The 26,673-nt window shown below is 40.9% G+C and carries 18 protein-coding genes; 5 read left to right on the top strand and 13 right to left on the bottom strand.

All coding sequences use genetic code 11. The features are described from left to right. Nucleotides 1-12: 12 nt before the first annotated feature. A complete protein-coding gene (locus ACIQXP_RS09000) occupies nucleotides 13-567 on the bottom strand; it encodes a YciE/YciF ferroxidase family protein (RefSeq protein WP_293744168.1) in 555 nt (184 codons plus the stop codon). A gap of 422 nt (nucleotides 568-989) precedes the next feature. Here ACIQXP_RS09000 and ACIQXP_RS09005 point away from each other — a divergent pair, with 422 nt between their 5' ends. Both ACIQXP_RS09005 and ACIQXP_RS09010 read left to right on the top strand, forming a co-directional pair. Then, nucleotides 990-1,547: a YciE/YciF ferroxidase family protein gene (locus ACIQXP_RS09005; RefSeq protein WP_293744166.1), complete on the top strand. Its 558-nt coding sequence runs from the start codon at nucleotides 990-992 to the stop codon at nucleotides 1,545-1,547. 274 nt (nucleotides 1,548-1,821) lie between these two features. Continuing rightward, nucleotides 1,822-2,295: an ankyrin repeat domain-containing protein gene (locus ACIQXP_RS09010; protein WP_293744165.1), complete on the top strand. Its 474-nt coding sequence runs from the start codon at nucleotides 1,822-1,824 to the stop codon at nucleotides 2,293-2,295. Here ACIQXP_RS09010 and ACIQXP_RS09015 read toward each other — a convergent pair. The 4 genes from ACIQXP_RS09015 to ACIQXP_RS09030 all read right to left on the bottom strand — a co-directional run bounded on the left by ACIQXP_RS09015 (nucleotide 2,292) and on the right by ACIQXP_RS09030 (nucleotide 8,591). Continuing rightward, nucleotides 2,292-2,900 (bottom strand): hypothetical protein, encoded by a 609-nt coding sequence (locus ACIQXP_RS09015; protein WP_293744163.1) that lies wholly within the window; start codon nucleotides 2,898-2,900, stop codon nucleotides 2,292-2,294. The two genes, ACIQXP_RS09010 and ACIQXP_RS09015, sit on opposite strands and share 4 nt — an antisense overlap. A 455-nt stretch (nucleotides 2,901-3,355) precedes the next feature. Continuing rightward, nucleotides 3,356-3,718, bottom strand: a complete 363-nt coding sequence (locus tag ACIQXP_RS09020) for a response regulator (RefSeq protein WP_293744161.1) — start codon at nucleotides 3,716-3,718, stop codon at nucleotides 3,356-3,358. After that, the gene (locus ACIQXP_RS09025; protein WP_293744159.1) at nucleotides 3,711-5,264 is read right to left on the bottom strand and encodes a PAS domain-containing protein; all 1,554 of its coding nucleotides are present in this window, start codon (nucleotides 5,262-5,264) and stop codon (nucleotides 3,711-3,713) included. Before ACIQXP_RS09025 ends, ACIQXP_RS09020 begins: the two co-directional genes overlap by 8 nt. A gap of 399 nt (nucleotides 5,265-5,663) precedes the next feature. Continuing rightward, a complete protein-coding gene (locus tag ACIQXP_RS09030; RefSeq protein ID WP_293744157.1) occupies nucleotides 5,664-8,591 on the bottom strand; it encodes an ATP-binding protein in 2,928 nt (975 codons plus the stop codon). 224 nt (nucleotides 8,592-8,815) lie between these two features. Between ACIQXP_RS09030 and ACIQXP_RS09035 the strand changes: the two genes are divergently transcribed. From ACIQXP_RS09035 to ACIQXP_RS09045, 3 genes are all read left to right on the top strand, one after another. Continuing rightward, nucleotides 8,816-10,138: a paraquat-inducible protein A gene (locus ACIQXP_RS09035; RefSeq protein WP_387505272.1), complete on the top strand. Its 1,323-nt coding sequence runs from the start codon at nucleotides 8,816-8,818 to the stop codon at nucleotides 10,136-10,138. Nucleotides 10,139-10,149: 11 nt separating this feature from the next. Continuing rightward, complete coding sequence (locus tag ACIQXP_RS09040; RefSeq protein ID WP_387505273.1) at nucleotides 10,150-11,499, top strand: paraquat-inducible protein A; 1,350 nt, start codon at nucleotides 10,150-10,152, stop codon at nucleotides 11,497-11,499. A gap of 157 nt (nucleotides 11,500-11,656) precedes the next feature. Next, nucleotides 11,657-13,699, top strand: coding sequence for an ATP-binding protein (locus ACIQXP_RS09045; RefSeq protein ID WP_387505274.1), 2,043 nt, complete (start codon nucleotides 11,657-11,659; stop codon nucleotides 13,697-13,699). Between the two features lie 133 nt (nucleotides 13,700-13,832). On the opposite strand, the gene ACIQXP_RS09050 is transcribed toward ACIQXP_RS09045, so the two are convergent. The 8 genes from ACIQXP_RS09050 to ACIQXP_RS09085 form a co-directional block, all read right to left on the bottom strand. Next, a complete protein-coding gene (locus ACIQXP_RS09050) occupies nucleotides 13,833-15,611 on the bottom strand; it encodes a glycoside hydrolase family 9 protein (protein WP_293744150.1) in 1,779 nt (592 codons plus the stop codon). Next, a complete protein-coding gene (locus tag ACIQXP_RS09055; RefSeq protein ID WP_293744148.1) occupies nucleotides 15,595-16,140 on the bottom strand; it encodes a carbohydrate binding domain-containing protein in 546 nt (181 codons plus the stop codon). The genes ACIQXP_RS09050 and ACIQXP_RS09055 overlap by 17 nt, the downstream gene beginning before the upstream one ends. A gap of 267 nt (nucleotides 16,141-16,407) precedes the next feature. Beyond that, entirely contained in the window at nucleotides 16,408-17,520 is a 1,113-nt protein-coding gene (locus ACIQXP_RS09060) for an IPT/TIG domain-containing protein (RefSeq protein WP_387505275.1), read from the bottom strand. A gap of 6 nt (nucleotides 17,521-17,526) precedes the next feature. Further along, complete coding sequence (locus tag ACIQXP_RS09065) at nucleotides 17,527-19,104, bottom strand: RagB/SusD family nutrient uptake outer membrane protein (protein WP_293744144.1); 1,578 nt, start codon at nucleotides 19,102-19,104, stop codon at nucleotides 17,527-17,529. A 22-nt stretch (nucleotides 19,105-19,126) separates the two neighbouring features. Continuing rightward, nucleotides 19,127-22,600, bottom strand: coding sequence for a TonB-dependent receptor (locus tag ACIQXP_RS09070; RefSeq protein ID WP_387505276.1), 3,474 nt, complete (start codon nucleotides 22,598-22,600; stop codon nucleotides 19,127-19,129). A 201-nt stretch (nucleotides 22,601-22,801) separates the two neighbouring features. After that, nucleotides 22,802-23,965 carry a FecR family protein gene (locus tag ACIQXP_RS09075; RefSeq protein ID WP_387505277.1) on the bottom strand — a complete coding sequence of 388 codons (1,164 nt, stop codon included), beginning with the start codon at nucleotides 23,963-23,965 and terminating at the stop codon, nucleotides 22,802-22,804. Nucleotides 23,966-24,511: 546 nt separating this feature from the next. Then, entirely contained in the window at nucleotides 24,512-25,096 is a 585-nt protein-coding gene (locus tag ACIQXP_RS09080; RefSeq protein ID WP_293744139.1) for an RNA polymerase sigma-70 factor, read from the bottom strand. 239 nt (nucleotides 25,097-25,335) lie between these two features. Continuing rightward, a complete protein-coding gene (locus ACIQXP_RS09085) occupies nucleotides 25,336-26,508 on the bottom strand; it encodes a CehA/McbA family metallohydrolase (protein ID WP_387505278.1) in 1,173 nt (390 codons plus the stop codon). Between the last annotated feature and the right edge of the window lie 165 nt (nucleotides 26,509-26,673).

Raw genomic sequence — 26,673 nt, forward strand, 5'->3', positions numbered from 1 at the left:
TTTCTCCTTATCTTAAGCCTCGTCGGCTGCCTGGTAATTAATTTGATTTTCAGCTATATCAGATAACTTGGTATCAGCAAGTTTTTCTTCAGCAAGTGTTTGCTCCAGTAAATCTGCCACTTCTGTTAAGCCCAATGTGGTGGCTAATTGGAAAAGCCCGCTGTAAGAAGCAATTTCATAATGTTCTACCTTCTGGCTGGCCAGTATGATACCTACATCACGCGTAGCTGTTCCGGCTTCTGTTTCTTCAATAATGCTTTCACCCTCTTTACCCAATCCTTCCATCGCATCACATTTTTTGGCTATGGGTTTCTCGCCAAGCAGCTCAAATACCTGTTCAAGCCTGGCTACATGTCCTTTAGTTTCGTTAAGATGAGACTCGATTGCGCTTTTTAGCGCTGGTGCTGTTGCACTGGCAATCATTTTAGGCAAATTTTTAACCAAATGATTTTCGGCCCAATAAAGATCACAGATTCCATCTTTAAAGAGTTCTTTTAAGGCCGGAGAAGCCTCTACCGTGCCTTTAGCACTCAGTTTTGGTTTACTGCCGCTGTCTTGTTTTTTCATGGTATGTTTTGTTTAAGGATGTTTCTTTATTAACCATCATGTATTAGAACCCTGTATATCGCTATATAGTTTCGGTAATTTGTCCGCGTTTTAATACGTGTTTTAATAATGGGTTGCTATTCCGTGCAACCTTAATCGACAAACTGCTTTCCAAAGCAATAAAAAGGTTAATCCTAATGGATAGATTTGTCATCCAAAGCCTGTTGAAGGATGGGATAATCTCACAAACTAAGATGCTGAACTTCATTAAAATTTAGTTAGAAGATCAGTTTCCGCTTAAAATTTTCAGGTAACTTGCTTTCTGTCAGAAAGCAATGGTAATAATAGGAGCTAAGCACTAAATAACACGAGCGAGGAAAAAACTTAAAACCATTCATGATTTTACCCTGTTCTAAAATAAAGAATCTACTAAGAAAATTATTATGGCAACGACAAAAACGGCGGCAAAGAAAACCGCAAAGCCTACAGGAAAAACAGGAAAAATTGAGCATTCAGAATTCCACGATTTTTTTGTAGATGAATTAAAAGATATTTATTGGGCTGAAAAACATCTTGTGAAAGCGCTTCCGAAAATGAAGAAAGCAGCCACAAGCCCTGAACTTGCAGCCGCTTTTGAAAAGCATACACAGGAAACGGAGCAACATATCAGCACCCTTGAAGAAGTATTTAGCCTTTTAGGTGAAAAAGCAGCAGCAAAAAAATGTGATGCCATGGCTGGTTTACTGGAAGAAGCTAACGGAATTATTGCTGATACTGATAAAGGTACCATGATCCGTGATGCCGGACTGATCCTTGCAGCCCAAAAAGTTGAGCATTATGAAATTGCAACCTATGGAACATTAAAGGTATTTGCAGAGAATATTGGCCACGATGATGTAGCTCAACTCCTTTCACAAACCCTTGAAAATGAGAAGGCAACAGATGTAGCCCTAACAGAAATAGCGGTTAACGCAGTTAATGCGGAAGCAGTAGCAGAATAAACAATTTAAAAGGCTCTTCGGAGCCTTTTTTGTTATCCTATTTTATTTCCCTGATCGTCACCCTGATCCGATAGCTGCCGGATTGATTTCAGTGTCTTTTTTTTGCAAAAAGATAATTAAGCAGCATTACCTAATGTGCAACTAAAACACTGATTGAAATCATCGTTGAAATTACGACTAAAAAAGAAAGATTATTCCTTGCATTCAGAATGACAAAATGGACACCAGAATAACATAGTGAAAACCTTTTCACTACCACCACAGTTATACTTACATGGAAAATTTAGACCTATTGATAATACCCGCAGCAAGACAGGGCGAAACTGAAGTATTAAATGAGCTGATCAGCAGGGGTGCCGATGTAAATTTCAGGGATGAAAAAGGTTATACCCCACTAATTATTGCCTGTTATAACAACCGTTTAGCATGCGCACAAATACTTTTAGCAGCAGGAGCGGATGTAGACGCAGCAGACTTTGGCGGCAATACAGCCTTAATGGGTGCTTGTTTTAAGGGTTACCTCCCCATTGCAGAACTGCTGATTACCAAAGGGGCAAAATTAGATCTTCAGCATGGAAACGGCGGCACAGCCTTGATGTTCGCTGCAATGTTTGGCAGGAACGACCTGCTGAAACTCTTATTAGACAATGGCGCGGATACTTCAATTACAGATGTACGCGGACAGCGGGCTGCAGAACTCGCAGCCATGCAGGGCAATGAAGAAGGACTTGCCATGTTACAGCATTAAGGCCTGCCATCCAGCAATCCTTTTACCAGCATTTTCCATTGAGGATAGGACAAGCCCAGCTTTGCACTAACGCCAACAATCAGATTTCGTGTCCTATCAATCAAGTTTCCATCATTGACATTTGCCTGCTCATTCCTGCCATGTTCTTCTGCCCGTACCGTAATCCGATCCCTGCGGACAATAAAGGTAGAAGTAGCATGGTCTTTTAAAAAATGAGCAACCTCCTTATCCTGATTTAAAGGCGAAGAACAAGGACGTACACACATGCTGATCATTTCATAATTACCTTCATGCAATCTTTTAATTTCTTCAACCAGCACCCAATCAAAACCATCACCAGATAATGGACCGGGACCGGGGATATCAATTCTGATAAAATCTCCTTTTTGAACTGAACGCATCGCTTCTTTTCCATCCGGCGTAAAAACTTTAAAGTCTGATAGTCCGGAGATTTTACCCCATTCATTCACCGCAAGCAACCGTTTTTCAGCTGCTGCGAAAAATTCCTGAGCCTGAATCAGGTTGCTTAATTTACGTTCTTCAACTGCATCCATCTGGCTCCCAACAAGCTGTTGGGGAACCAAATCGTTCTTCGATTTTTTCATAGTCTTTTTCTTTAAAAACCATGTGTTCCCCTGCTTAGTTTCGTTATTTATCAAACAGAATAAAATGGCCGAAAAAATCCGCCATCAAGTTTAGTAAAATAACATCCTGATCTGCTCCAGGCAGTTAAAACGAAATTCCAAAACCTTAACGGTTGATAACAGGTTCTTAATTTATCAACTGCTTTGAAAATGAAAAATAACGAAACAGAAACAGACATTAGAGATGGAGCCAAGGCCAGTACGTGGAAGGCGACTTAAGGTAAGTTGATATTAACTTTAATCTCCGCTAGATTGAATTAACTTTCAGGTAAAATGGACTTCAGGCTGATCCGATAGCAACCGGATCAGCCTGAAGAATTGGCCTGGTCAATGGAATAGGAAAACATTTTTCATGAATAAATCACCATTATCAGGTAAAACCAAAATAGAAAAGCCTAAATATCTATTAACCTCCTTTAATTAAGCAGGGCGTCAACCGACTCTAAAATGTTGTTCAGATCAAAAGGTTTGGCTATAAATTGATTGGCGCCAGCATCAACAGCTACCTGTTCACCGTCTCTGCTGGCCGAAATTACAATTACTTTCAATTGATTGTTGGCCGAATGCTTTCTTAAATGCTTCAGTACCTCTTGTCCGGAAAGCCTGGGCATCCACAAATCCAGGATCAATAAATCTGGTTGTTCCTGATCAATAGCTGCCTGCACTTTTAAACTGTCATTTACGGAAATCACCGTATGTCCAACCTCATCCAAAATCATTTCCAATACATCAATAATCCCTTCATCATCATCACAGATCATGATTTTCTTTTTATCCATTCGTTTCCTTTCCTGCCTTAGGTAAAGTAAAACTGAATATAGAGCCTTTGCCTATTTCACTTTCTACCCAAAGGGTTCCATTATGTCTTTTAATAATCTGGTCGCAAATATAAAGGCCTATACCCATCCCCGGAAACTTCTTCTGGATTTCTACACCACGGTAAAACCTTTCAAAAACCTTTTTCCTGTCTTCTGCACTCATTCCCAAACCAAAATCCTTAACCGATACCTTTACATAATCGCTTACGTTAGCAATATTGACTTCAATTTTTTCTGAATCCGGTGCATATTTGATGGCATTTGACAAAAGATTACTCACCACCTGAGCAATATGCGACTCATCTGCAAGCACTTTTGCACCAGTTTGGCCATTTAGTATAATCTGATGACCAGGAACTGTTGTACGCATTCCCTCAACAGCTTCGGTAATCATATTATCGAAATCAAACTGCGCCATATGCAATTCCATATTACCACTCTGGATACGTGAAACATCTAACAGTTCGCTAATCAGCGAATTTAGGCGTTCAACATATACCGATACTTTGCCAAAAGTAGATAGAAACTTTTCACTGGCATCTTGAGGCATGGCACGCTCAAGCAGCTGCACATAACCTTTTATTGTGGTAAGTGGTGTACGGAGTTCGTGACTGGCAATAGATAAGAAGTCATCTTTTCTAACTTCTACCTCGCGCCTTTCCGTTATATCTTCAATAGCGAGCAGGATTTGATCTTTAAATTGCCCTTCAAATTCTACACGGTATGCATTCAAAAGCATGAGCTTCTTTCCAATGTGTGGAAAATCGTGCTCCACTTCAAAATCAACAACGGGATTGTTGGTTGGCAGGATTTTAACGAGCAGGTCACGCAACTTAGGGATATCCCACTGGTGGTTACCTAAATCATATAACTGACGGCCGACGGTTTCTTCCTTACTTACCTTAAATGTTCTTAAGAAGTGATTGTTCGCGCTAATCACATTGAAATTAGGATCAAGCACTAAAAGTCCCTCGCGTACCGTTTCTATAATGCTGGCTAAAAAGGCTTCGCTTTCCCTGAGTTCTTTAGTACGTTCCTCAATCCGTTTTTCCATCAATATTTTTTGCTGCCTCAGATCATGCTCCGCATTCTTTCTTGCGGTCACATCATTCTGAACACCTATAAAATGGGTAACCACGCCATCGGCGTTTTTAACTGGGGACATATAAAGTTCGTTCCAGAAGAGATCGCCGTTCTTTCTATAGTTTCTGATTTCTACCCGGCATTCTACCCCTTCTGCAATACACCTGCTTAATATTGACCGTTCTTTCTGGCTTCTATCTTGTGCCTGCAAAAACCGGCAATTATGCCCTATAATCTCCTTCCTGGAATATCCGGTAATTTTTTCAAAAGCTTTATTGCAATAAATGATTGGATTATCTTGCTGGGTATTATCCGTAATAATAATGCCAGAAATAGAGGCATCCAATGCCATAGTCATCAGTTGAAAATTAGATGCACCTGCATTTCCTGAAAGTTCAAATTTTCTATTGTTAGATGTTTCCAATTGATCTGTATAAAATTGTGTGTATCTGACTTGTATTTTGAGAAGTGACTAACCACTTCTAACTTCGTGTTAATTTATAAAATCCATGATATAACCCCTTAATTGATAATTTGTTTTATTTCTTTATAACTAAAATCGGTTACATTGATAAAGCATTGATGCAGGTTGGAAATCATCTATGTGGAAAAAAATAGACCACTATAAATATTACTTCTCAACCCAGGTTAATTTAAAATATTACGCTAAACTAGTCTTTTTTCAAAACAATTAAGAAAAGACCAATGTTATAACCGCACATCTACCTAAAATAAATAACTGTTCAATCAGTTAGTTGATGCGGCTACTGGCAATCCGGTAGTCGCTTTTTTTTTAGCCATGCTGTGTCTGATGCGCTTTGCTTTAATCTGTCAGCGGCAAGGAAAAATAAAAAGTAGAACCTACCATAGGTTCGCTCTCTAACCCTATGGTACCACCATGGCGGTTAACGATTTCTGCACAAAGGTATAAGCCGACACCAAATCCCCTAAATCCCTTATTTGCCGATTCCGTGCGGTAAAACCGCTTAAACACATGTATTTGATCTTCCTTTTTTATCCCAATTCCATAATCTCGTATACCTATTACTGCTTGTTTTTCGTTTTTATTTACAGCAATTTCAATCCTCGGTGCTTCCGGTGCATATTTTACGGCGTTTATCAACAGGTTTGTAATAACCTGGCCAATTTTTTCCCGATCACCTCTTACCTGGAGGTTATCACCACCGGTGAAATGGAGGACATGCGAAGAAGATGTGAATTGTACTTCGGCTGCAATTTCCTTAGCCAGTTCATCAATATCAAATTGTTCCCAATTCAGGTGCAACATCCCTTCATCCAGTTTACTCACGTCGAGGAAATCGTCAACCATCCTCGCCATTCTCGTGATCTGGTAACCTGCCCTTTCTGCTGCATTGGCTATCAAAGGTTCATTAATTGTTGCAGACTTTTTCCCTATGAGCTGAATATAACCAAAGAGTGCGGTTAACGGTGTTTTTAATTCGTGGGAAGCAACGGCCACAAAATCGCGCATACGCCGTTCATTGTAGAGCCTAACCCTGTTTATTTTAATCTGCGCACGTACTTTACTCAGTAACTCCTGTGCAGAAAAAGGCTTAACCAGATAATCATCTGCACCTGCTTCCAACCCATCAATCCTGGCTTCTTCGCCTGCCCTTGCTGAAAGAAAAATAAGTGGAATCCAATGTTTTTCTTCTCTTTCCCTGATTTTTTTAAGCAAAGCTTTTCCATCCATAACAGGCATCATGATGTCACTAAGGATAAGCTCGGGAGTGAAAGTGCTGAGTTTTTGCAGGGCATCTTCACCATTTACTGCTGTGTAAACGTTAAATTCAGGTTCAAGCAAACGTTTCAGATAGGCGCGCATATCGTTATTATCATCAACAATCAGCACCTTGGCTTCGGGCTGATGTATGTGGTCAGCCTGAGTAGGTTTGTTCTCCTTTACTATTTCGCTATACTCTTCACCTAATAAGCCTGAAGCCTCTTGAAGAAAAGATTCTCTCAAACCGATCATCAGCCCCTGAAAACCTTTTTGATGCACTTGTTCTGCAGGCAGATGAGAACTTCCTAAAGGGATACGCAAAGTAAAGGTTGATCCTGTTCCAAAAACACTTTCTACAGCTATATCTCCGCCGTGTAACCCAACAAGCTCACTAACCAATGAAAGTCCGATACCAGTTCCCTCATGGGTTCTGCCGATCGCATTTTCAACCCGATGAAAGCGTTCAAACATATGCGGAAGTTCAGCCTCTGGTATGCCTACCCCGGTATCTGAAACCTTTAAGATCACATGATCACCCTCTTTAATCAATTCGACGGTAATTTTTCCTTCAAGTGTATATTTAAAAGCATTGGAAAGCAAGTTGAGTACAATCTTTTCCCACATCTGGATATCAAGAAAAACTTCAAAAGACTGTAAATCAGCCTCAACAACAAGCTCCATACCTGCTTTTTCAATAATAGACCGGAAACTACTGGCGAGGTCGGTAGTTACCCCTACAATATCAACCGGCTGAAAAGCAGCTTTTACCCTACCGGCTTCCACCCTGCTAAAATCAAGCAGGTTGTTAACCAGTTTGAGCAGGCGCATGGAATTACGGTGCGTAGAAAGTACAATCTCGCCAATTTCAGGATCGGCCATAATGGTTTTGGCCTGGAGATCTTCCAGCTGCCCAAGCATTAACGTAAGAGGGGTACGAAACTCATGACTGACGTTACTAAAAAAAGCTGTTTTCGATCTATCTATTGCAGCCAGCGCTTCAGCCCGTCTCTGTTCCTGCTCGTAGGCATATACGTTAGAAACCGCACTACTAAAAGTATTGGCCAAAAGCGAGTAAAAGCCCATGTATTCTTCATCAATGGCTCTTCTGGCACTCACGCCAGCAACAATGTAACCAAAGGGTTTTTCCTTACCCGAAATAAATACCGGCAAAATTACTGCTGTAGTTGGTGTTTCAGGATAGGGCTGGCAAGTAAAATTACCAAACCTCAAAATCAAATCGTCTAAAACCAAAGGTGCATCAACGGCTCTTGCTAACGGCCAGGCTGGTTTGTTCCCATCAAATAATATTTCAGGAATAGCCAATGCAGGGGCAAGCGCTGTGCCTGCACTATTGATCAAAGTAGCAGATTCCCCATCATCTGCTATACTGTAAAATAAGATAAAAGGCAAATCGGCAACAAAATCAGGATGCTTTTCAACAATCAGGCTGCCTATATCTTCAATGGACTTTGCCCTGGCTAAAACTGATGCCAGATCGCGGAGCACCTGCGTTCTGCGGGCATTGAGCATTTTATCGGTAGTTTCGGTAATGGGGTGAAATATTCCGCCCACTTCACCAGATTCATCCCGTATAGGTGCAAATGAAAAAGTCATGAACGCTTCTTCCAGGTAGCCATACCGAAACAAAAACATTTGCTGATCGGTAATATAAGTACCTTCTCCCTGCTGTCCGCGCGTAAATTTATCGCCAACCACCTCCAGAGCAGATTCCCAGCAAATGCGAAAGTTCATGCCCATTGATTGGGGATGCATGGTTCCACAGATGGGGCGGTAGGCATCGTTATAAATCTGGATCGTTTCTGGTCCCCAGGCAATCAGGATCGGAAAAGTGGAAGAAAGACACAAACTCACAGATGTCCGAAGACTTTGTGGCCAGGTTTCTACAGGACCCAGTGGATTATCAGACCAATCCATTGAGCGGATTAACGCTCCCATTTCTCCACCGCCAGATAAGAACTGTTCGTTGGAGAAGCTATGATTATCCATTATTTTACTTTTTATGGCGATAAAGATAATACAAATAGCATCAACAAAACCTTAATAATCGAATAACTTACTTATGTTACCCTGCAAAACTGAAATACATACAATTAGCCTTTTATCCGATCTCTTTCTGCTGTAAAATAGGTATAAAACATTTTGCAAAAATTGATGTTTATCTGCAAATAGTTCCTTTCGGGGAGATGTAATCACTATTTATAACAAACAGATTGGAAAAAGTAATCAACAAACCTGCATCAGGAAAACTTATTTACCGGATTTTGCTGATCCTTGCACTGGGCATATTGCTTGTTGCGGAAGGCTTTTTTGGTTTGAGGCTCCATGAATTATCGGAAAAACAGGAACAGATTAAACATGATTATTCCAGGGTAAATAACATTACCTATGGCCTGTTCTCTGTGCAACAATGGAAAGATAAGGTAGCAGATATTGTTCACCACCAGGTTTCTGGCCTCAAAATAACCCGCAAACAAAAAAAGGTACTACAGGGCGAAGTTGAACAGGTACTCCTTGCACTTATTGATAAGGCAGAAGCCCTGGTAAACAAACCCAAAAAAACCATTAGCGGGAAGATCCAAAAGTTTGCCATCAAAAATTTTGTTAATTCGGATAGTATCCGCGCAGAAGTGCCAAACTTCGCCAAAAAAATAATTGCTGAAATTGATAATCCTAAAAATAAAAAGCAACTGGGCCGCATGGCCCTGGGCGAGTTTAATGAGATAGCCAAAGAAGAAAGTCAGGATACCGCATTTATTGCCAATAACGCCATAATGAAAAAAATTTACAACCGTTATGGCGTATCTGATAATCAACAGTTAAACCAGAAGCTAACTGGTTCATTAAACAGCATCAGGCAGCAAACCTACTACTACTGTTTTGGGATGTTAGGCTGCGTAATCGTCGTACTGTCATTCTGGTGGCTACTGCGCAAACGTAGGGATTTGCATACCACGCTTTTTATTATGTCGTTACTTTTTGCCTTTATGCTTTTAGCAGTCGGCCTAACCGCCTCTATGATTGAAGTTGATGCCAGAATCAGGTCTTTAGATTTTGTTTTACTGGGAGAACATGTTGTTTTTAATGATCAGGTACTTTTTTTCCAGAGCAAAAGTATAATGGATGTCGTGCGGGTACTCATTAGTCAATCGGCAATAGATTCTGTACTGGTCGGCGTATTGATTCTGGCTTTTAGTATTTTGTTCCCAGTAGTTAAGCTCACGTCAACAGGGATTCACCTGCTGGGCGGAAAAAAGTGGGCGGAAAATGGTATAGTTAAGTATTTTGCTTTTCAATCAGGAAAATGGAGCATGGCCGATGTAATTGTGATCGCTATTTTAATGGCATACATTGGGCTTAACGGATTGCTTGAAAACCAGTTGCGGGCCCTTAATATCAATAATGATTCGCTTACCATCCTCACAACCAACAACACCGCGCTGCAACCTGGTTACATTGTTTTTATTTGTTTTGTACTTTATGGATTGATCCTGTCGACCATCCTTAAATCTATTACCCCGCACGAGGTGCATTAAATCTAAGATGAATGAGCGAATTGCAAAAAGATAATATGAGTACAAATAAGCAGGTTAAGCCAGATCAATCCAGGTCGGCATCTTTTATCCTGATTGCCTCACTTTTGCTGCTGTTAATGGCTGCAGCGCATTGTGGCTACCATTTCCGCGAACTGGCTTATGAGCAAAAACACATTAAGGAAGATTACAGCCTTTCAAACAACATTACTTTCGGCATATTTTCGGTAGACCGCTGGGGAGATAAAATCTCAGCAGTGGTTGATCGGAAGGTAAAGGGCTTTAACCTTACCAAAAGCCAAAAGGTAGATATGCAACAAGAAGTTGAAAAACAGTTACATGGCATGGTAAACAAAGCCGTTGCTGAAGTGACGAGACCGCAGAAAGGACTTGGTGCCAAACTTAAAAAACTGGCGTTTAATACATTTGTAGATGTGAAAGAAATCCATGCATTGGTGCCATCTTTCTCACGTACCATTGTAACCAAAATAACCAGCCCCAGAAGCTTGAAAAAATTAAAATCTGTCGCAACAGGAAAACTCGACGAACTGGAAGCGCAGACTTATGACCGAAGCGATCAAACCATCTCATCCGTAGAGCATAGCATTTTTAAAAAGTATAAAGTAGATAATGCCAGTGCTTTTGACAAAGTTGTAAATGCCAAACTTAGCCACATTAAAGGTTTAAGCTATCAGTATGCAATCGGGATGACTGCCTGTATTGTAATTGCCCTAATGCTTTGGCTTTTATTACGCAAACGGGTGGATAGCGAAGTTACCCTTTTTGTGATATCATTGCTTTTCGCGTTCATTTTACTCGCAGTTGGTGTGTCATCACCCATCATAGAGGTAGATGCCAGAATTAAAACACTTGAGTTTGCTTTGTTAGGAGAAAAACTGGTTTTCAACAACCAGGTACTCTTTTTTCAAAGCCAAAGTATATTGGGTATTATTGGCACCCTGGTAGAACAGCCCAAACCAGATGCGGTACTGGTAGGCGTATTACTGATGCTTTTCGTAGTTATACTGCCCCTGCTACGCCTCATCGCACGTGGATTGCATGTATCATGCAGCAAATTATTAGGCAATTCAAAATTCATCCGTTTTCTGGCATTTGACCTCGGCAAATGGGATATGGCAGATGTGATGGTAGTTGGGATAGCCATGACCTATATTGGTCTTAACGGGATTTTAAAAAGCCAGCTATCCGGGCTCAATATCGACACCGAAGCGCTAAAAGTGGTTACTGAGAATAATTCTGCGCTACAGTTAGGCTTTTTTATATTTGTTGCCTATGTAGCTTATAACATGATTTTATCCGCTATACTGAAACGCATAGATGAACAAAATGGACCTTGTATTTAAATTGAGGGGTATGATTGTGGATTGGCAATAGCGTAAACAAGAATGATGTCCTGCCGCCTGGGTCAAAAATTGCAAGGTCAACAGATCAAGATTTAAAAAATGTTATTATGCTGGTAAATAGCCAAAATGATTACATTTGTATTTAACGGGATATAACATGCTAACCATAACCAATACTTCCAGTTTCATAACCCTGGCGCCAATCCCCATCTTCGTTATTGATCCCGATTCACTGCAACTAGCATATGCAAATGCTCAATTTTTAGCGTTAGTAAATGGAAGTCTGGAAGAAATCCTGAAGATGAGTCTTCATGACATTTTGGACCAAAACCTGCCTCTAAACATTTCTGATTTCTTCTTGCAGTTAAAAAACAACTTTACAATACCCCTACAGATTCCTGACCTGGTAAGTAGCGTATCCCCATTTTCTAGCTATCTTTATTTTGCAAGCAAACTAGAACAGGCTGCAGATCATCAACCAAAAATTGTGGTTTGGCTGATCGCGAAACCAACGCTAGCCACAGAACAGAATCAGCCTGTAAATGACCACGAGCTATCGGCAAACCCGAAAGCTGTAAATGAAATATTGCCTGGTACGAACAAGGGCATTAACCGCCGAAATATAGAATACATGCAAACAACAGGTGAAAGCCTGCAATTGGAAACCGAACATGTGCTTCTTGCGAAGGATGATGTTCAAACAAGTGAAGCGGATGGCGTAACTTCAACGGAAACCTGGACAAAATTGGAAGCAAGCCGCGAATGGTTTAAAAATATGGTTCGTTCCTCTCCTGTTCCGATGTTGATTACCAAAGGAGAAAACATGGTTTTTGACGTAATTAACGGCCCCATGCTCAATCTGATTGGTAAGGACTCATCGGTTTTAGGAAAACCCTGGTTCGAAGCTATCCCCGAATTGGTTGGACAACAGGTAGTAGACGAATTATTTTATGCTTACCGCACGGGGCTCAACCACCATGTGCCCGGTGTTGGCATATCACTGATCAAAAATGGCAAGCCGACGTTAGGCTATTACGACCTGACCTATACACCCTTGAAAGTAAACGGAAAGGTAATCGGGCTGATGCAAACAGCCACGGACATTACTGAGCATGTAATTTCAAAAGAAAAACTTCAAAAGGCCTATGAACAGATCAGATTATCTAAAGAAGCTGCTCAACTGGGCACTTTCGATATGGACATGGCTACGGGCCACATGCAATGGGACGATCGCTGCAGGCTATTATTCGGTATCAGCCATTCGAATGAGGTTGATTTTGAGCGGGATTTTTTACAGAACCTTCATCAAGATGATTTAGAAAGGATTAACGCCGTTTTAGCTTATGTTTTTGATAAACAAGCCAGCAACGGCATTTACGACGTAGAATATCGCACCATTGGATTTGAAGACAAACGCCTGAGGTGGATCAGGGCCAAAGGGCAGGTTTATTTTGATGCCAGCGATAAACCGATGCGATTTATAGGTTCGGTGCTGGATATTACTGAGCAAAAGGAAGATGAACAGCGTAAGAATGACTTTATCGGCATGGCGAGCCACGAGCTCAAAACACCACTCACCTCGATAAATGGCTACCTGCAACTGTTGCAATACCTTTCGCGCCAGCAAACTGAAGACAGAATGCTCGCAACAATTGACAAATCGCTAAACCAGGTGAAGCGGATGACCAGAATGATTGATGGATTTTTAAATGTTTCACGTCTGGAATCAGGAAAAATTGCCATTGATAAACAACAATTTGAAATTACAGATTTATTAAAAGAGGTTTGCGAAGAAACCTTAACACTAACCACGGGTTACGAAGTAAAGCTGCACCTTGCCGATGAAGTAATGGTTTGTGCAGACCGCAATAAATTAAACCAGGTGCTTCAAAACCTGATCGGTAATGCCATTAAATATTCTGATCTGGGTAGTAAGGTTAATATACAATATACCGTTGATCATGATCAAATTATAATAAGTGTTATTGATCAAGGCATCGGCATTAAAGCTGAGCATCAACAAAAACTTTTTGACCGATATTACAGGGTTGAAAATGACAGTACGATCGCCGGCTTTGGGATAGGCTTATACCTGTGCGCAGAAATCGTAACCCGTCATCAGGGAAAAATTTGGGTAGAGAGTGAATTCGGGAAAGGTAGTACTTTTTCTTTCAGTATTCCGCTGAGCAATGCCAGCTAAATAAAACTTCAAATATTACCGCCAACTCAACTTGCTTCATTTTATTTTATGCGATATAGATATCTCGCCGCCTGTACGGGCTGGTCTGTCCGCACAGGCGGGAACTCCGGGCACGGTTTACTTCTATTGATCCTTATTTTTTCCCCTTTTCAATACACTCCATTGCATTTGCTACATATACCAATGGTGCATTCCAGTTGATGGCAATTTCATTACTCGCATAAGAATTGACATCATCGAGGTATGACAATTCTGGTTCGGAATCGTATTTTAATCCATCCTGTTTTTCCCGGTTAGGCCCACCAACCAGTAAGCCCGGAATGGGTTCAGCAATACCATCTGCAAACGACAGGCGATGATGTGGGTGCATAGGTGATTTGTAACCTATACCGGTTACAAAAGAATAGCCGGTTGCATTTTTACCTAAAACGTAATCCAGGTTACTGACCGCAGCATCGAGATAAGCCTCATTTTTGGAAAATAAATAAGCGTTGATGAGTGCTATGCTTTGATTCATTGCTGAAGAATTACTTCCCCATGCGAAATCGTTAAGCGAAGCGCCAATCACCGTATGGTAGACACCTGTTTTGAAGGCATTTAAGTAACGATCAGCAAGTGTCAATATTTTCTTCTTCAAAATGCTGGTTATACTTTTATAACTTTCAGGCAGCTGCCGCTCACATCTAATTAATGTATAATACCCCAATATGCCTACATTGCTCCAACTTGGCAAGCTTACCGGAGCATTCAAACGCGCAAAAAAGGCATTATAATAGGCCTGCTCTCCGGTTGAGGCCAGCAGTTCTGCAGAGGCCCAGATCCATTCATCTTCAAAGTTCGTATCGCCGTAAGCACCTGTGTTTACTTTAAGGTCTGATGTTTTGTTAAGCAGATCTTGATCGTAAACAACGTTAGGGTTATTTAATGCCCAGCGCCAGGCATTTCTGGATGCCAAAAGGCAACTATCTGCCAATCCGGGATATTGCTCAGGAAAAAGTTTAAAAATGCGATAAGCCTGTGCGGCTACTGCGGCTAAGTTTAATGTTGCGGCAGTACCCTTTGCCACCACATAACGTTTTGATAAGGCCTGATCTGGCATCACCATACCGTCGAAATCCAGATTAGTACATTTGTGATAAACCCCGCCATCGCCAGGATCCTGCATCTTCAGCATCCATCGTAAATTGTAAACAGCCTCTGTTAAGACGTCTGGAACTTTGTTTTTGGCATGTGGAATATGCACCTCCTGCCCCCCGAAATATTCAGGAAAATCTTCATAAGCAGAAAGTAAGGTTGAGGTAGAAATACCACTATTTACCACATATTTATTATAATCTCCGGCATCATACCATCCTCCGGAAACATTAATCTTACTATCAACCTTACGATTTTTAGAAGCGGCCGATGGATGAATATAAACTGAAGTATCAGGATGCCCGGCAGCACGATACCATTTACCTGCATAGGTTACGTCCAGCGCAGTTGAAGCACGCTGATAATAGAATGCCTTTAATGCTGCCATCGCTAAATCATGGTTCACATGATCTGTAATTTTAAAAACCGGAGATTCAGGAACGCCATCCACGTGGATGATATAATGGCCTGGTTGATCAAAAGCACTAAAATCGGCTAATTTTGTTTTAATGTTCGAATATTGGGTAGTTTTTAGTTCCGATAATACACCGGTGTACACCACTTTCCGGTCTGGCATGGATAACAACTCAAACTTACTTTCTGAAACGGGATTAAGTATAACCGCACTTTTTTCAAGCTTTGGATAATAACCAGACTGGTTCAGCACAATTTTAGGAGTAGCCACTTGCTGCGCAAAAACTGCAGTTGTAAACAGTAGCAGACCGATTAAAAACAACTTACACATCACACCATTCATCATACTACAAATATTTTTCAAACTCCGATTGTGTAATTGCTTTTAAACTTACTTCATCAACGAACATCGTACCCGTAACATAGCCTAAGGCAAATAACAATTTTATTTTCGTAATGCCTGGTGTAACAATATATGCTTTCTCATATAACTTCCACTCTTCATCTCCGGTAACTGAGGCAATGTTGATCCCCTCTCCTATTTTAGTTCCTTGTTTATCAAGCGTTTCGAAAAGAAATAATGCACCATTCCAGGCATTTTTTCCGGTACTTACACCATCTACTTTAATCTTCGCGCTCATGAGTATATACTGGGTATTTTTAGGCAGCGATACAATCTGGTGCATACCGGTCCATTTAGAAGAATCTGAAGAAAATAAGGCAGCACTCATTTTGCCGGCGCTATACATATAAGGAGTCACTTTTGCCGAATAATCAACCCAGCCATCTAATTCATTTTCAAAACCACCGTTAAGCACCAGATTTTTTTGTGCAGAAACAGTAGAACTGGCTAGTAGCATGATGCCGGCCAACATGTATTGTATTAATTTCATTGATTAATTATTTAAGATTATAAATTTTGGAAGGGTGGAACATATTTACGGTATGGATTTACTTCATAAAATCGTCATTGCGAGAAGGCTTTTTCAGCCGACGAAGCAATCTTTGTGGCAACGGGTACTGGCAAAAAAAGATTGCTTCGTACCTCGCAATGACGATATTCACCAGGTATTATATCTACGTTAAGTCTTTCTGGACTTTGAAAAATTCAGAGCAGCTTATTTATGATACAATCCAATGAAATTAAAATATCCCTTCAATTAGTAAACCCCAATATCATCCAGGTAGATGGTTTCTGGCGCATTGCCGCTCAACTCCTGAAAGCCGATCCAGTTTAAACTGGTAGGTTTGCCCGGTTGGCTGGCGCTTTGGAAACGATCTATCGGAACCACATAGTTTGTCCACTTGCCCGCATGCAGCACCACACTTACATTACGGTTGTCAAAATCACCTAATGCAACTTTTACTACTTTCCCTTCAGTACCTGTTGTACCATAAATAGAAAACTTAACATAGGTTTTATCAGTTAAATCAACAGGTGTGTTACTGCCAACCGCATATCCGGCATAACTTCCTGTATAGGTTAATTTAATAGAATGGTTACCTCTTTTTACCATTTCAGTGCTGTTTACATCTGCATTGGCACCTCCGAAATTGAAGTCGTAGCCCGCTGTGATCTGATCATCATAAAATAAATGAGTAAAGCCAAATGGCAGTAAGATCGGCACCACAACGCCATCGTAAGATACATACGGACCAGTACCTGTACCGCCAGGGGTAGTCACACTTACTGCACCGAGCGCACCTGCTGGAACGGTTACCTTCAATTCCGTGCTCGTTGATGAAACTACCCTGGCATCAGTTGTACCAAACTTAACGCCTGACACCTGATCAAAACGTAAGCCGGTAATGGTAATTACATCGCCAGCATTACCTGCAAACTGACTCAGATCACTAACTACCGGAGCTGGTTGTTTAATACTAAAGTTAAAGGAAGTACTGCCATATGGGTTAGTCAGTGTTAATTTCCCTGTTTGATTGATCCATGTGGCGGTTGCCGGGATCATCACGATAATGCTGTTATCACTGAAAAGGGCCGTATTAAGATAAGCTGATGCTCCATTGAATTCTACTTTATTAGTCGATTTCAGATTTACCCCCTCTATAACATAAGTAACACCAACATCGCCCGAAGTAACTGTTGAATCCAATGGTGTAAGTTGAGTATCGCCCGGCCTAACCAGGGTACGTACGCGGGTAATGCTTGGTGCACCCTGTCCTTCTTTTTCCTTTTTGCAGGAGGTGGCAAAAATCAGCATGCAAAAGATGCCAACAAGATAAAGGGCTATAATATTTTTATGTAACGTTTTCATATAAGCTTATTTAAAATTGTAAGGCACCGGAGCCGATAGTAATTTTGGATTTAGAATGGTTTCTGTTGTAGGATAAGGCAAACGGAAATTGGCATCAGTTGGCGTATACTTTTGCCCCCAGATCACAACAGGTGTGGTATTACTGTAAATTCCCCTTTCCTGATTGGAAATAATGGCTATTGCTTTAGGATGTGAGGTTACATTAAAACCATCTAACCTGCCCAGATCAAACCAGTAATCAGCCTCAAAAACGAATTCCATCCGACGCTCCTGATAAATATCCTGTATAGTGATTGATGTTTTAGGAATGAGTCCAGCCCTTTTTCTGATTTTGTTAAAAGGTACAAGTGCCGCATCGTCAGATGTACGTTCAGCCCCGGCAAGTACTGCCTCTGCCTCAATCAACAATACATCTGCATAACGCATTAAATAAGTATTATTACCTGTAGAAAATGCTGCGCCTTTACCACCATTATCCGCAGGCGTACCCACCACATATTTTTTAATAAATGCCGGCATGCCCTGAGCAACCGCTCCGGCAGGTAAAGTGTAGCCACCTTTGGCCTGGTTAATTTCAGGATAAACATCTCCCTGCACCATCACCGTTGGCTTTCTTCTTAAATCGCCGGGCTCGAAAGCAGTGAGCAAATCGATAGAAGGCGTAACACTTCCGTAACCATCTCCGGTACCCGTAATTTCAGAGTTAAAGGCGAGGAAGGATTGTAGCGCATTACCATGACCATAGGAAGATCCGCCCAACCATTGTATCGCGGCGATACTCTCTTCGTTATTATTATTGGCGGTTTTAAATAAATCAGCATAGGTTTTGCCCGAAATATCTATTCCATACAATTTAAACTCGCCACTATTGATTACCTGCTCTGCTTTTAAACGGGCATTCGGATAGTCGCGCATGTATAAATAAACTTTAGCCAATAATGCAGATGCTGATCCGCTGGATACTTTACCCTGAGAAACAGAACCCGTTCTGATCATTTTATCGCAATTATCTTCCGCATATTTGAGGTCGTTGATCATGAACTTGTATACATCAGTTACCGGATTGGTATTAATCTGGTAATTGTTCACATAATCAAGGCTATTTTCAATAATCGGCACGTTTCCCCATGTTCTTACCAGATAAAAATAAGCCATAGCACGCATAAATCTCGCTTCGCCAATGGCATTATTAACTACAGATGCTGGTACGCTGGCTGGCACTTTTGCTTTCAGATTATTAATCAACGCATTAGATTGGGCTACTACGCTGTATAGCGAATTCCAGGCTGATGCCAACTGTGTATTATCGCCTGTTACCGAAAAATTACCAAAGTTGATCACATCCGGAGAATAGGTGTGTGCATTACCGCTTAGCAATTCTGAAATACACCAGGAAGCTTTGGCATTCCAGTCGAACCATGGCGAGTTGTACAGCGCAATGGTACTGGCCTGTACCTGTTCGGTGTTTTGGTAAAAATTATCAGCACTGAGTGAATCCTGTGGAGGAATATTAAAAAAGTCTTTTTTACAGCCTGCGCTAATAATGGCGATAAAAATAAAGCTATATATTATATATGATTTCATTTTGTTCAATAATTATAGGTCACTAAAATTGTGCATTTATCCCAAAAGTGATGGTCCTGGCAATTGGATATCTCCCAAGGTCTATATTATTTAAAATGGCACTTTGGTTCATCGCCCCGATTTCCGGATCATAACCCTTATATTTTGTAAAGGTGTAAAGGTTTTGTACGCTTGAGTACACTTTTAAATTGGAGAATTTAAATTTCCTGATCCACGCAGCAGGTACCCTGTAACCCAAACTAACATTCTGGATGCGCAAGAAAGATCCACTTTCTACATATCGGTCTGATACAAAAAGATTGGGGTTATCAATACCAATTTTAGGCGCCGGAATATTGGAATCGGGATTTTGTGGTGACCAAAAATTACTATATGCTGCATATTGATTCTGATATACAGCCGCCAGGTTCCCCATGGTGTTGTTTAGCAGGTTCATAATTTTGGAACCGTAAGAACCGTTCAAGAACAAGGTAAAATCAAAAGCTTTATAACTAAAGGTGTTGGTAATGCCATAGGTGAATTTAGGATTTGGATTTCCGATCGCTGTACGGTCTTTTTCGTTGATAACGCCGTCGCCATTTACATCCTCATATTGCACATCGCCCAACCAGGTGCTGTTGCTATTATTGGCAATGCCTCTACCAAACTGAACCGGAGCAGATTGAAGTTGCGCCTGTGTTTTAAATATTCCCTTTACTTTATAGCCATAAAATTCACCTACCGACCGGCCTACCACGGTACGGGTAACCGGCGTTTGCAGGTAAGCATTGGTTACTGTCCCGAAAAGTTCGGTAAGGCCGTTACCAAGCTCTTTAACTTCATTATTATAATGTGATAGCACTACACTGGTATTCCATTTGAAATCGCCCTTTTCAAAATTTCGCGAGTTGATGTTCAAGTCAAAACCTACGTTGTCAATCTTTCCAAGATTTACATACGGAGGATTAATACCGCCCAGATAATCAGGCCCACCCACCAAATATGCCGGAAGCGTGAGCTGGAATAAGAAGTCCTTTGAGGTTTTTTTGTAAACATCTATACTCGTGCTAATCCTACCGTTTAAAAAGCTCATATCAACACCACCGTTGTATTGGATAGAGGTTTGCCATTTTAGTGATTTATTATCGATCCGGCCGGCAAGAAAACCAGTTCCCAAACCTGTTTGTGAAGACCTTAACAACGAGCTGTAAAGATAATTTGGAACATCCTGGTTGCCTACCTCTCCATAACCCAGGCGGAGCTTAAGTCCGTTCACCACCTTATTGATCCCTTTCATGAATGGCTCTTCAGACAATTTCCAGGAAGCCGCAAATGAGGGAAAATAACCTGATTGTGAGCCTTCGGCAAACTTAGAGGTCTTATCTCTCCTGATTGTAGAAGTAAGGCTATATTTGGAATTGTAGGTATAAATGGCACGTGCATAGATTGATTCCTGGCGTTGTGTACCAATATATTCATCATTGGTAGCCGTGATGGCCTGACCCAAATTCAAAGATTGTACATCATTACTATAAAATCCCTGACGTGTACCTTCAATTCCCCTCCAGTTTGACTGCTGAACCTCGTAACCCAAAATGGCACTTAGGTTATGTTTGTCTCCAAAAGTCTGGTTATAGTTAAGATATTCTTTCCAGATCAAAAATGTACTTTGCTGGAATCTCTCCTTTAATGAAGCTGTAGGATTGGTAAAACGGCCCCACGAATAACTCGGTGTAAATACATTATTATCCGAGAAATTAAAATCACCCCCGAGTTCTGATCTCAGCGACAATGATTTGATAAACTTAATTTCGTTATAAATGTTGGTGTTAATGTTGGTCCTGTTCAGCTTATTCTTAATTTGCTGGGCCTGGGCAACGGGGTTTAACGCCGCTGCGGCAGCCAATGGATCAGACACCGGTGGCCCGGTATATGAACCATCAAGGTTTGTTACGGCTAAATCAGGTGCCTGCAATAAGGCATTGTAAATAATCCCGTTATTATCACTGGTAACTACATTTTCTGCAGAGCGGCTTCCGGTTAAGGTAATGCCTAGCTTAAACCATTCTTTCACCTGGGCATCGGCATTTACCCGAAGGCTATAGCGGCGAAAATCGGAACCGATAACCGTACCGTCCTGCCCAAGATATCCGCCAGAAATATAATAGGTTAATCCCTCTTTGCCACCAGATACAGCTACCTGATGACTTTCTTGTGGCGCAGTTCTGAATATTTCCTTTTGCCAGTTGGTGCCCTTTCCCAATACAGAAGGATCTGCAAATTCAACCCTTCTGCCGGTACCATAAATATCACCCAGCGAGTTTTGAAGCACTGCGTATTGGCGAAGATTCATCACATCCATATATTTTGCAACACGCTGGAAACCATAATAACCATCATAATTGATAGCAGAATTACCGCTCCTCCCCCTTTTGGTGGTGATGATAATTACACCGTTTGAAGCACGGTTACCGTAGATTGCAGTTGCAGATGCATCTTTTAGTACATCGATCGACTCAATATCATTTGGATTGATTAACGATAGAGGACTTACTGTAGTTTGCGAATTGGCATTGGAAGATGAAGCCTGTAAAGGAGATCTTCCACTGGTACTCTGGTTGCCTGCATCGCCTGAAATGGGTACACCATCGATTACATATAAAGGCTCGTTGCTACCGCTTAAAGAAGTTACGCCCCTTACACGTACCGATGTATTGCTGCCTGGCGCGCCAGAGTTTTGCGAAATTGTTAATCCGGAAGCCCTGCCCTGCAGCATCTGGTCAATACTGGCCTGGGGAACATTGGCAATATCGGCCGCTTTTACCGACGAGATAGATCCATTAAGATCTGTACGCTTTTGCGTACCGTAACCAATCACCACCACATCAGAAAGTGAGGTGGTCTGTGCCTTCAGTACCACGTTGAGGATGCTCTTATTGCCAGGATTAATTTCCTGAGGCTCCATGCCTACAAAAGTAAATACGAGAGTAGTTGATCCCGCAGGAAGTGAAATCTTAAATTTACCATTAATATCGGTCACGGTTGATTGCTTCGTGCCCTTTACATTAACCACCACCCCGGGGAGTGTTACGCCTTTTTCATCGCTCACCGTACCCGAAATCTCGAGGTCCCGCACCGAAATTGTTGCAAACGGCGAATAGGTATTCTTTTTCAGGATAATGGTCTTCTTAATGATTTTGAAATCGAGATTGGTATTTTTTAAAACTACCCCCATAACCTGCTCAATGGGCATGTTGGTTACATTCAGGTTTACTTTATATTTATCGTCAATGTCGGCCCGTCTGAAAAGTAAATGGTAACCACTTTGTTTTTCTATCTGTTTTAAGATGGAAATGACGTCAGAATTATTCTCTTTAAGCGTTAGATTCTGACTGAAGCTGCTAGCGCTAACCTGCATCAGGGTAAGCGTAAGAAAAAGCACTACGAGTCTCATTTTTAATAAGATTTGGTAAGAATCACGGCGCAATAACAGCCTGATCCTAAAAAATAAATTCATATCTTTATGGAGTTTTGGTTAAATTATAATGTTGTCTAAATCGGGATTGTAAGTAACCTTTACAGTAACCGGATGTGCTGCGAACACGATCCGGTTTTTTTATTAAAAAGCATGGTTACACCTTTACTTATGCAGTGTTGTAGTAGTTTCTCATGTTAAATAATTTATTTGGTTAAAATTTATTTTATTGTTTAATCTTCTTTAATCGATTATAATAAGCTGGTTTCTGTTCAATTCATATTTTAATCCAGTGAATTGAAGCATACCTAACAACTCTGAAAGTTCTACGTCCTTGGATATGGTTCCGGTGTAAGCTATTTTTGAAGGTGTTCCTCTAAATACCACCTGAATATCATACCACCTCGACAACTGCCTGGCAATTTCTTTGATCTCCATATCCTTGAAGATAAAAAGGTCGTTTCTCCATGCCATTATCGCTTCCAGGTCACAATTGTGATTCACCTTTATCCCAGATGGATCTACAAGGGCTTGTTGCCCGGGTTTCAATAACTGATAAAAATTACCGGATGATAAGTGGATGCTTCCTTCAAGCAGTGTGGTTTTCTGCCCGACCTCATCGTCATAAGCCATTACGTCAAAATGGGTTCCCAGTACCTTAATTTCTGTTCCGCCAGATTGTACCTTAAAGGGTTGATTTGGATTTTTGGCCACTTCGAAATATACTTCACCCGTCATCTGTACCACTCGTTCAGCACCTTTAAAAGCCGTTGGAAACCGTAAGCTAGATTTTGCGTTTAACCAGGCTTTAGTTCCATCAGGCAAAACAACACTATATTTTCCACCAACTGGTGTGGCAATTTTATTGTAACTTATATCAGCAGATGCAGATCGGGCATGTATTTTATAGCGGAGTTCGCCTTCAGCTGTTTTTACCACACTCACATTTTGCTGGTCGGCCAATGCCCCTATTTTGGCTTCGGTTAATTCTACCGATGAGCCATCGCCTAAGGTCAAAACCGCCCTATTGCCACCTGGCTTTATATGGACGGACTGATGTAATTTTGCTTGTTGACTTTGCAGGTTTAACTGCGCATTGTATCTCCATATCAGCACCGTCCCCAGGACCAGGATGAGTGATGCCGCCGCCCATAATATGGTGCGTATGGATATCGATTTTTTGGGAATTAATAAGCTCTTTTGCTGTTCTTTGACTCCGATATTGAGCAGAATGCGCTCAAAAATTTTATCTTCCACGAGCTTGCGCTGGTTATCAGAAAGGCCTACGAGCTCTTCAGGTACAGCATCCATACTGTCAAACCATTCGTCTACTTCATTTATCTCAGCAACAGTACAATCACCCGAAAGATATTTTTTAAGCAAGGGAACGGCTATTGATTTGCCCATGTTGGTATGTAGTTATATTTGGTTCGTTAATAGTATAGTCGGGTAACCCGGGCCTTGCCCCCAAAAAAAAATAAAAAAATTATGGCAACAATCGCTAGCTTGAAGATTGCTTCTTTCCTCAACATATTTTACTGGAGCGCAGCGCCTGTGTTACACACAAAGTTTCTTCCCGTTTTTCGCTTATACGCTTCGCTGCCTCGTACCTCGTTGCTGCAGGGTATCGCTGCAACCGGGGCTAAGCAGTCAGTGCATCGTTTCATTTTAAGGGTTGGTATGGCGCACAAACCTTTGTTCCTAAACCCGATAAAGCGGAATAGCCCGGATCCCGACATTCCGTCGGGAGAGGACTATAAGCGATAGCGGGACTACAGCCCGCCATGAACATTAACCGCTCATTTCCTAACCTGAGTTTGATTATTAATATTGTCTTTCAGTAGCTTGTACCAACTTTTTGATTAAGCAGCCGTTACCCTGAACTCGTTTCAGGGTCTTTCATACGGAGAAGATCTCTATCCCGCTGACTATTTTTATTGAACGCTGTTAATTTTACCGCATTAACCAGGCAAAACCAGAAGCAATCAAAATCAGCTTGTAATGTACCCTAAAGTGTTTTAAGGCATTGGTAATATGGTTTTCTACCGTCTTTTCAGAAAGTCCGAGTAATTGAGCAATTTCCTTATTGGATTTATGTTCTTTCCTGCTGAGTTCAAATACCTTTCTACATTTGGCAGGCAACTTCGAAATTACCCCATCAATTCCGTTTTCAAGCTCTTTTATAAATATCGCTTCTTCAGTGGTATTTGTAGCCTCTTCATAACTAAAAGAAAGTAATTCAAGATAATTGTGTCTCGTAGCCTCTTTAGCCAGATAATCAATAATAGAATAACGGATGGCAGAATGGAGATAAGCTTTTAAAGACCCTTTAATATTTATTTTTTGCCGGTTGATCCAGAATGTAGTGAAGAAATTCTGGATGATCTCTTCTGCAGCTTCTTTCGACCTTAGTCTTTTATTGGTCATGAGGTACAAGTCGTACCAGTATTTTGTATAAATTTTCCTGAAAGCAACCACTTCATTCTCCCTCAACATGACGATCAGCTCTTCATCAGTATGATTATGTTGGTTGCGCATAGCCAGTAAAATTATAAAAAAAATTGAATCCAAAACTACGAACATAAAGCCAAACCCGGCGATATATTAAAATGCTGATATTTATGGCATTTTGCTTTGATGATTCTAGAAATCTAATCTATAATTCTGATGCTAAAAAAAATGGAGGCTGTGTTATAAATATAAAATTTCAATCCTGAGAACCATGATTGTCTCAGCTATTCGTGGTGTGAGATGTTTCCATCTAACACTGGCGCTAATTAAAATTCAGGATCAAAATTAAAGTAGATCGGATTGGATAGCGCCACCATTTTTTCGCTTAACCCGGCAGACTTTGGTACTTGAGGATAATCAGTATTTTTGCCTTCTACTGTAACCCGGTAATAAGTACGGCCTTTTAAATCAGGGGTATCGGTAAATTGAATAGCAGGGATTTTACCGCTAACCTTAAAGCTATCCAGCTTTGCTCCATTCTTGATTACGGTAACGGTATACTGCTCATTAGTTAATTTATTGCCCATTAATTGCACCTGGAATTTTACCGGTTTACCGGTTGAAACCGCATGATCACCCACCATCATTTCAAATTTCCCGTTACCATTATAATCCGCATAAAATTCAACTCTTGGCGCAAAAGGATTGGAACTTACTGCAGCTTTTCCATGATCTAAAGCATCTATAATTGCCTTAAGGCTACGTTGTTTTGCAAAAACCCAGGTTGTTGGCGTACCTACATAGTTATATTCGGCCTGATAAGTATGGGCACCGGGTTTTTCAGCTGAGGTAGGTACACCATGGTGCGCATCACTTCCGCCCCTGCCCGTCATCATCCTGCCCGAAGAAAGCATGTCATCCCAAATCATGATGGCATTGGCATTTTTTGACCACATGGCTGAATTCCAAATCTCAATAGACTTCACCAAATCGTAAGAAAAGCCAAAATTATCTTTCCCACTAGGATGATTTGCCGATAAATGAATGCCCAGTGCTTCCTTAACTTTTCCAATATTAATGTCTCGGGCATCCCTGATATCGTATAACTTCTGGTGGTTGTACGGTTTATCCGAAAATACATTTCCATGCCCCCTGGTTGTTGTCCATTCGGCACCATAAAGCAAAAGCAACGAATCTGACTTAAATTCCGGATCGGCCCAGGTATGGTGTGCAACATCGCCGTTAACATGATTATCGTGATCGGTTATGGCCAGATAATCCATACCAACTGACTTTGAAAAATTAATAATTTTCGCAATCGAATTATTGGATGATTCTGTACTGTGCCTTGAGTGCACATGTAATTCACCTTTTAACCAAATTCCATTTTTATTTATGATTGCCGGAGGGTTAGTGGTTTCCTGTGCCAGGAGATCAGTAGCATTTAAAAGTATAATAAGGCTACATAATAATTGAAAAAAAATTAAACGAATTTTCATTGCTTGATTAAAATTTGGGATTAAAATGAGATTGTATCGTAATCAGTGAATCTCTAGAAAATTGTCATGTTTAGTGGATCAAAGCGCAATAACGCAATTAATATGTCTTTCTATAAAGCTACGACAGATTCTAAAGAAAAGTCGTCATCTCAACCGGAGCAACGC

The organism is Pedobacter suwonensis (assembly GCF_044762335.1).
GTDB lineage: Bacteria > Bacteroidota > Bacteroidia > Sphingobacteriales > Sphingobacteriaceae > Pedobacter.

What these genes read in the sequence shown, in the direction of transcription:
- ACIQXP_RS09000 (WP_293744168.1), bottom strand. Translation starts at nt 567, where the DNA reads ATGAAAAAACAAGACAGCGGCAGTAAACCAAAACTGAGTGCTAAAGGC.
- ACIQXP_RS09005 (WP_293744166.1), top strand. Translation starts at nt 990, where the DNA reads ATGGCAACGACAAAAACGGCGGCAAAGAAAACCGCAAAGCCTACAGGA.
- ACIQXP_RS09010 (WP_293744165.1), top strand. Translation starts at nt 1,822, where the DNA reads ATGGAAAATTTAGACCTATTGATAATACCCGCAGCAAGACAGGGCGAA.
- ACIQXP_RS09015 (WP_293744163.1), bottom strand. Translation starts at nt 2,900, where the DNA reads ATGAAAAAATCGAAGAACGATTTGGTTCCCCAACAGCTTGTTGGGAGC.
- ACIQXP_RS09020 (WP_293744161.1), bottom strand. Translation starts at nt 3,718, where the DNA reads ATGGATAAAAAGAAAATCATGATCTGTGATGATGATGAAGGGATTATT.
- ACIQXP_RS09030 (WP_293744157.1), bottom strand. Translation starts at nt 8,591, where the DNA reads ATGGATAATCATAGCTTCTCCAACGAACAGTTCTTATCTGGCGGTGGA.
- ACIQXP_RS09040 (WP_387505273.1), top strand. Translation starts at nt 10,150, where the DNA reads ATGAGCGAATTGCAAAAAGATAATATGAGTACAAATAAGCAGGTTAAG.
- ACIQXP_RS09045 (WP_387505274.1), top strand. Translation starts at nt 11,657, where the DNA reads ATGCTAACCATAACCAATACTTCCAGTTTCATAACCCTGGCGCCAATC.
- ACIQXP_RS09055 (WP_293744148.1), bottom strand. Translation starts at nt 16,140, where the DNA reads ATGAAATTAATACAATACATGTTGGCCGGCATCATGCTACTAGCCAGT.
- ACIQXP_RS09060 (WP_387505275.1), bottom strand. Translation starts at nt 17,520, where the DNA reads ATGAAAACGTTACATAAAAATATTATAGCCCTTTATCTTGTTGGCATC.
- ACIQXP_RS09065 (WP_293744144.1), bottom strand. Translation starts at nt 19,104, where the DNA reads ATGAAATCATATATAATATATAGCTTTATTTTTATCGCCATTATTAGC.
- ACIQXP_RS09070 (WP_387505276.1), bottom strand. Translation starts at nt 22,600, where the DNA reads ATGAATTTATTTTTTAGGATCAGGCTGTTATTGCGCCGTGATTCTTAC.
- ACIQXP_RS09075 (WP_387505277.1), bottom strand. Translation starts at nt 23,965, where the DNA reads ATGGGCAAATCAATAGCCGTTCCCTTGCTTAAAAAATATCTTTCGGGT.
- ACIQXP_RS09080 (WP_293744139.1), bottom strand. Translation starts at nt 25,096, where the DNA reads ATGCGCAACCAACATAATCATACTGATGAAGAGCTGATCGTCATGTTG.
- ACIQXP_RS09085 (WP_387505278.1), bottom strand. Translation starts at nt 26,508, where the DNA reads ATGAAAATTCGTTTAATTTTTTTTCAATTATTATGTAGCCTTATTATA.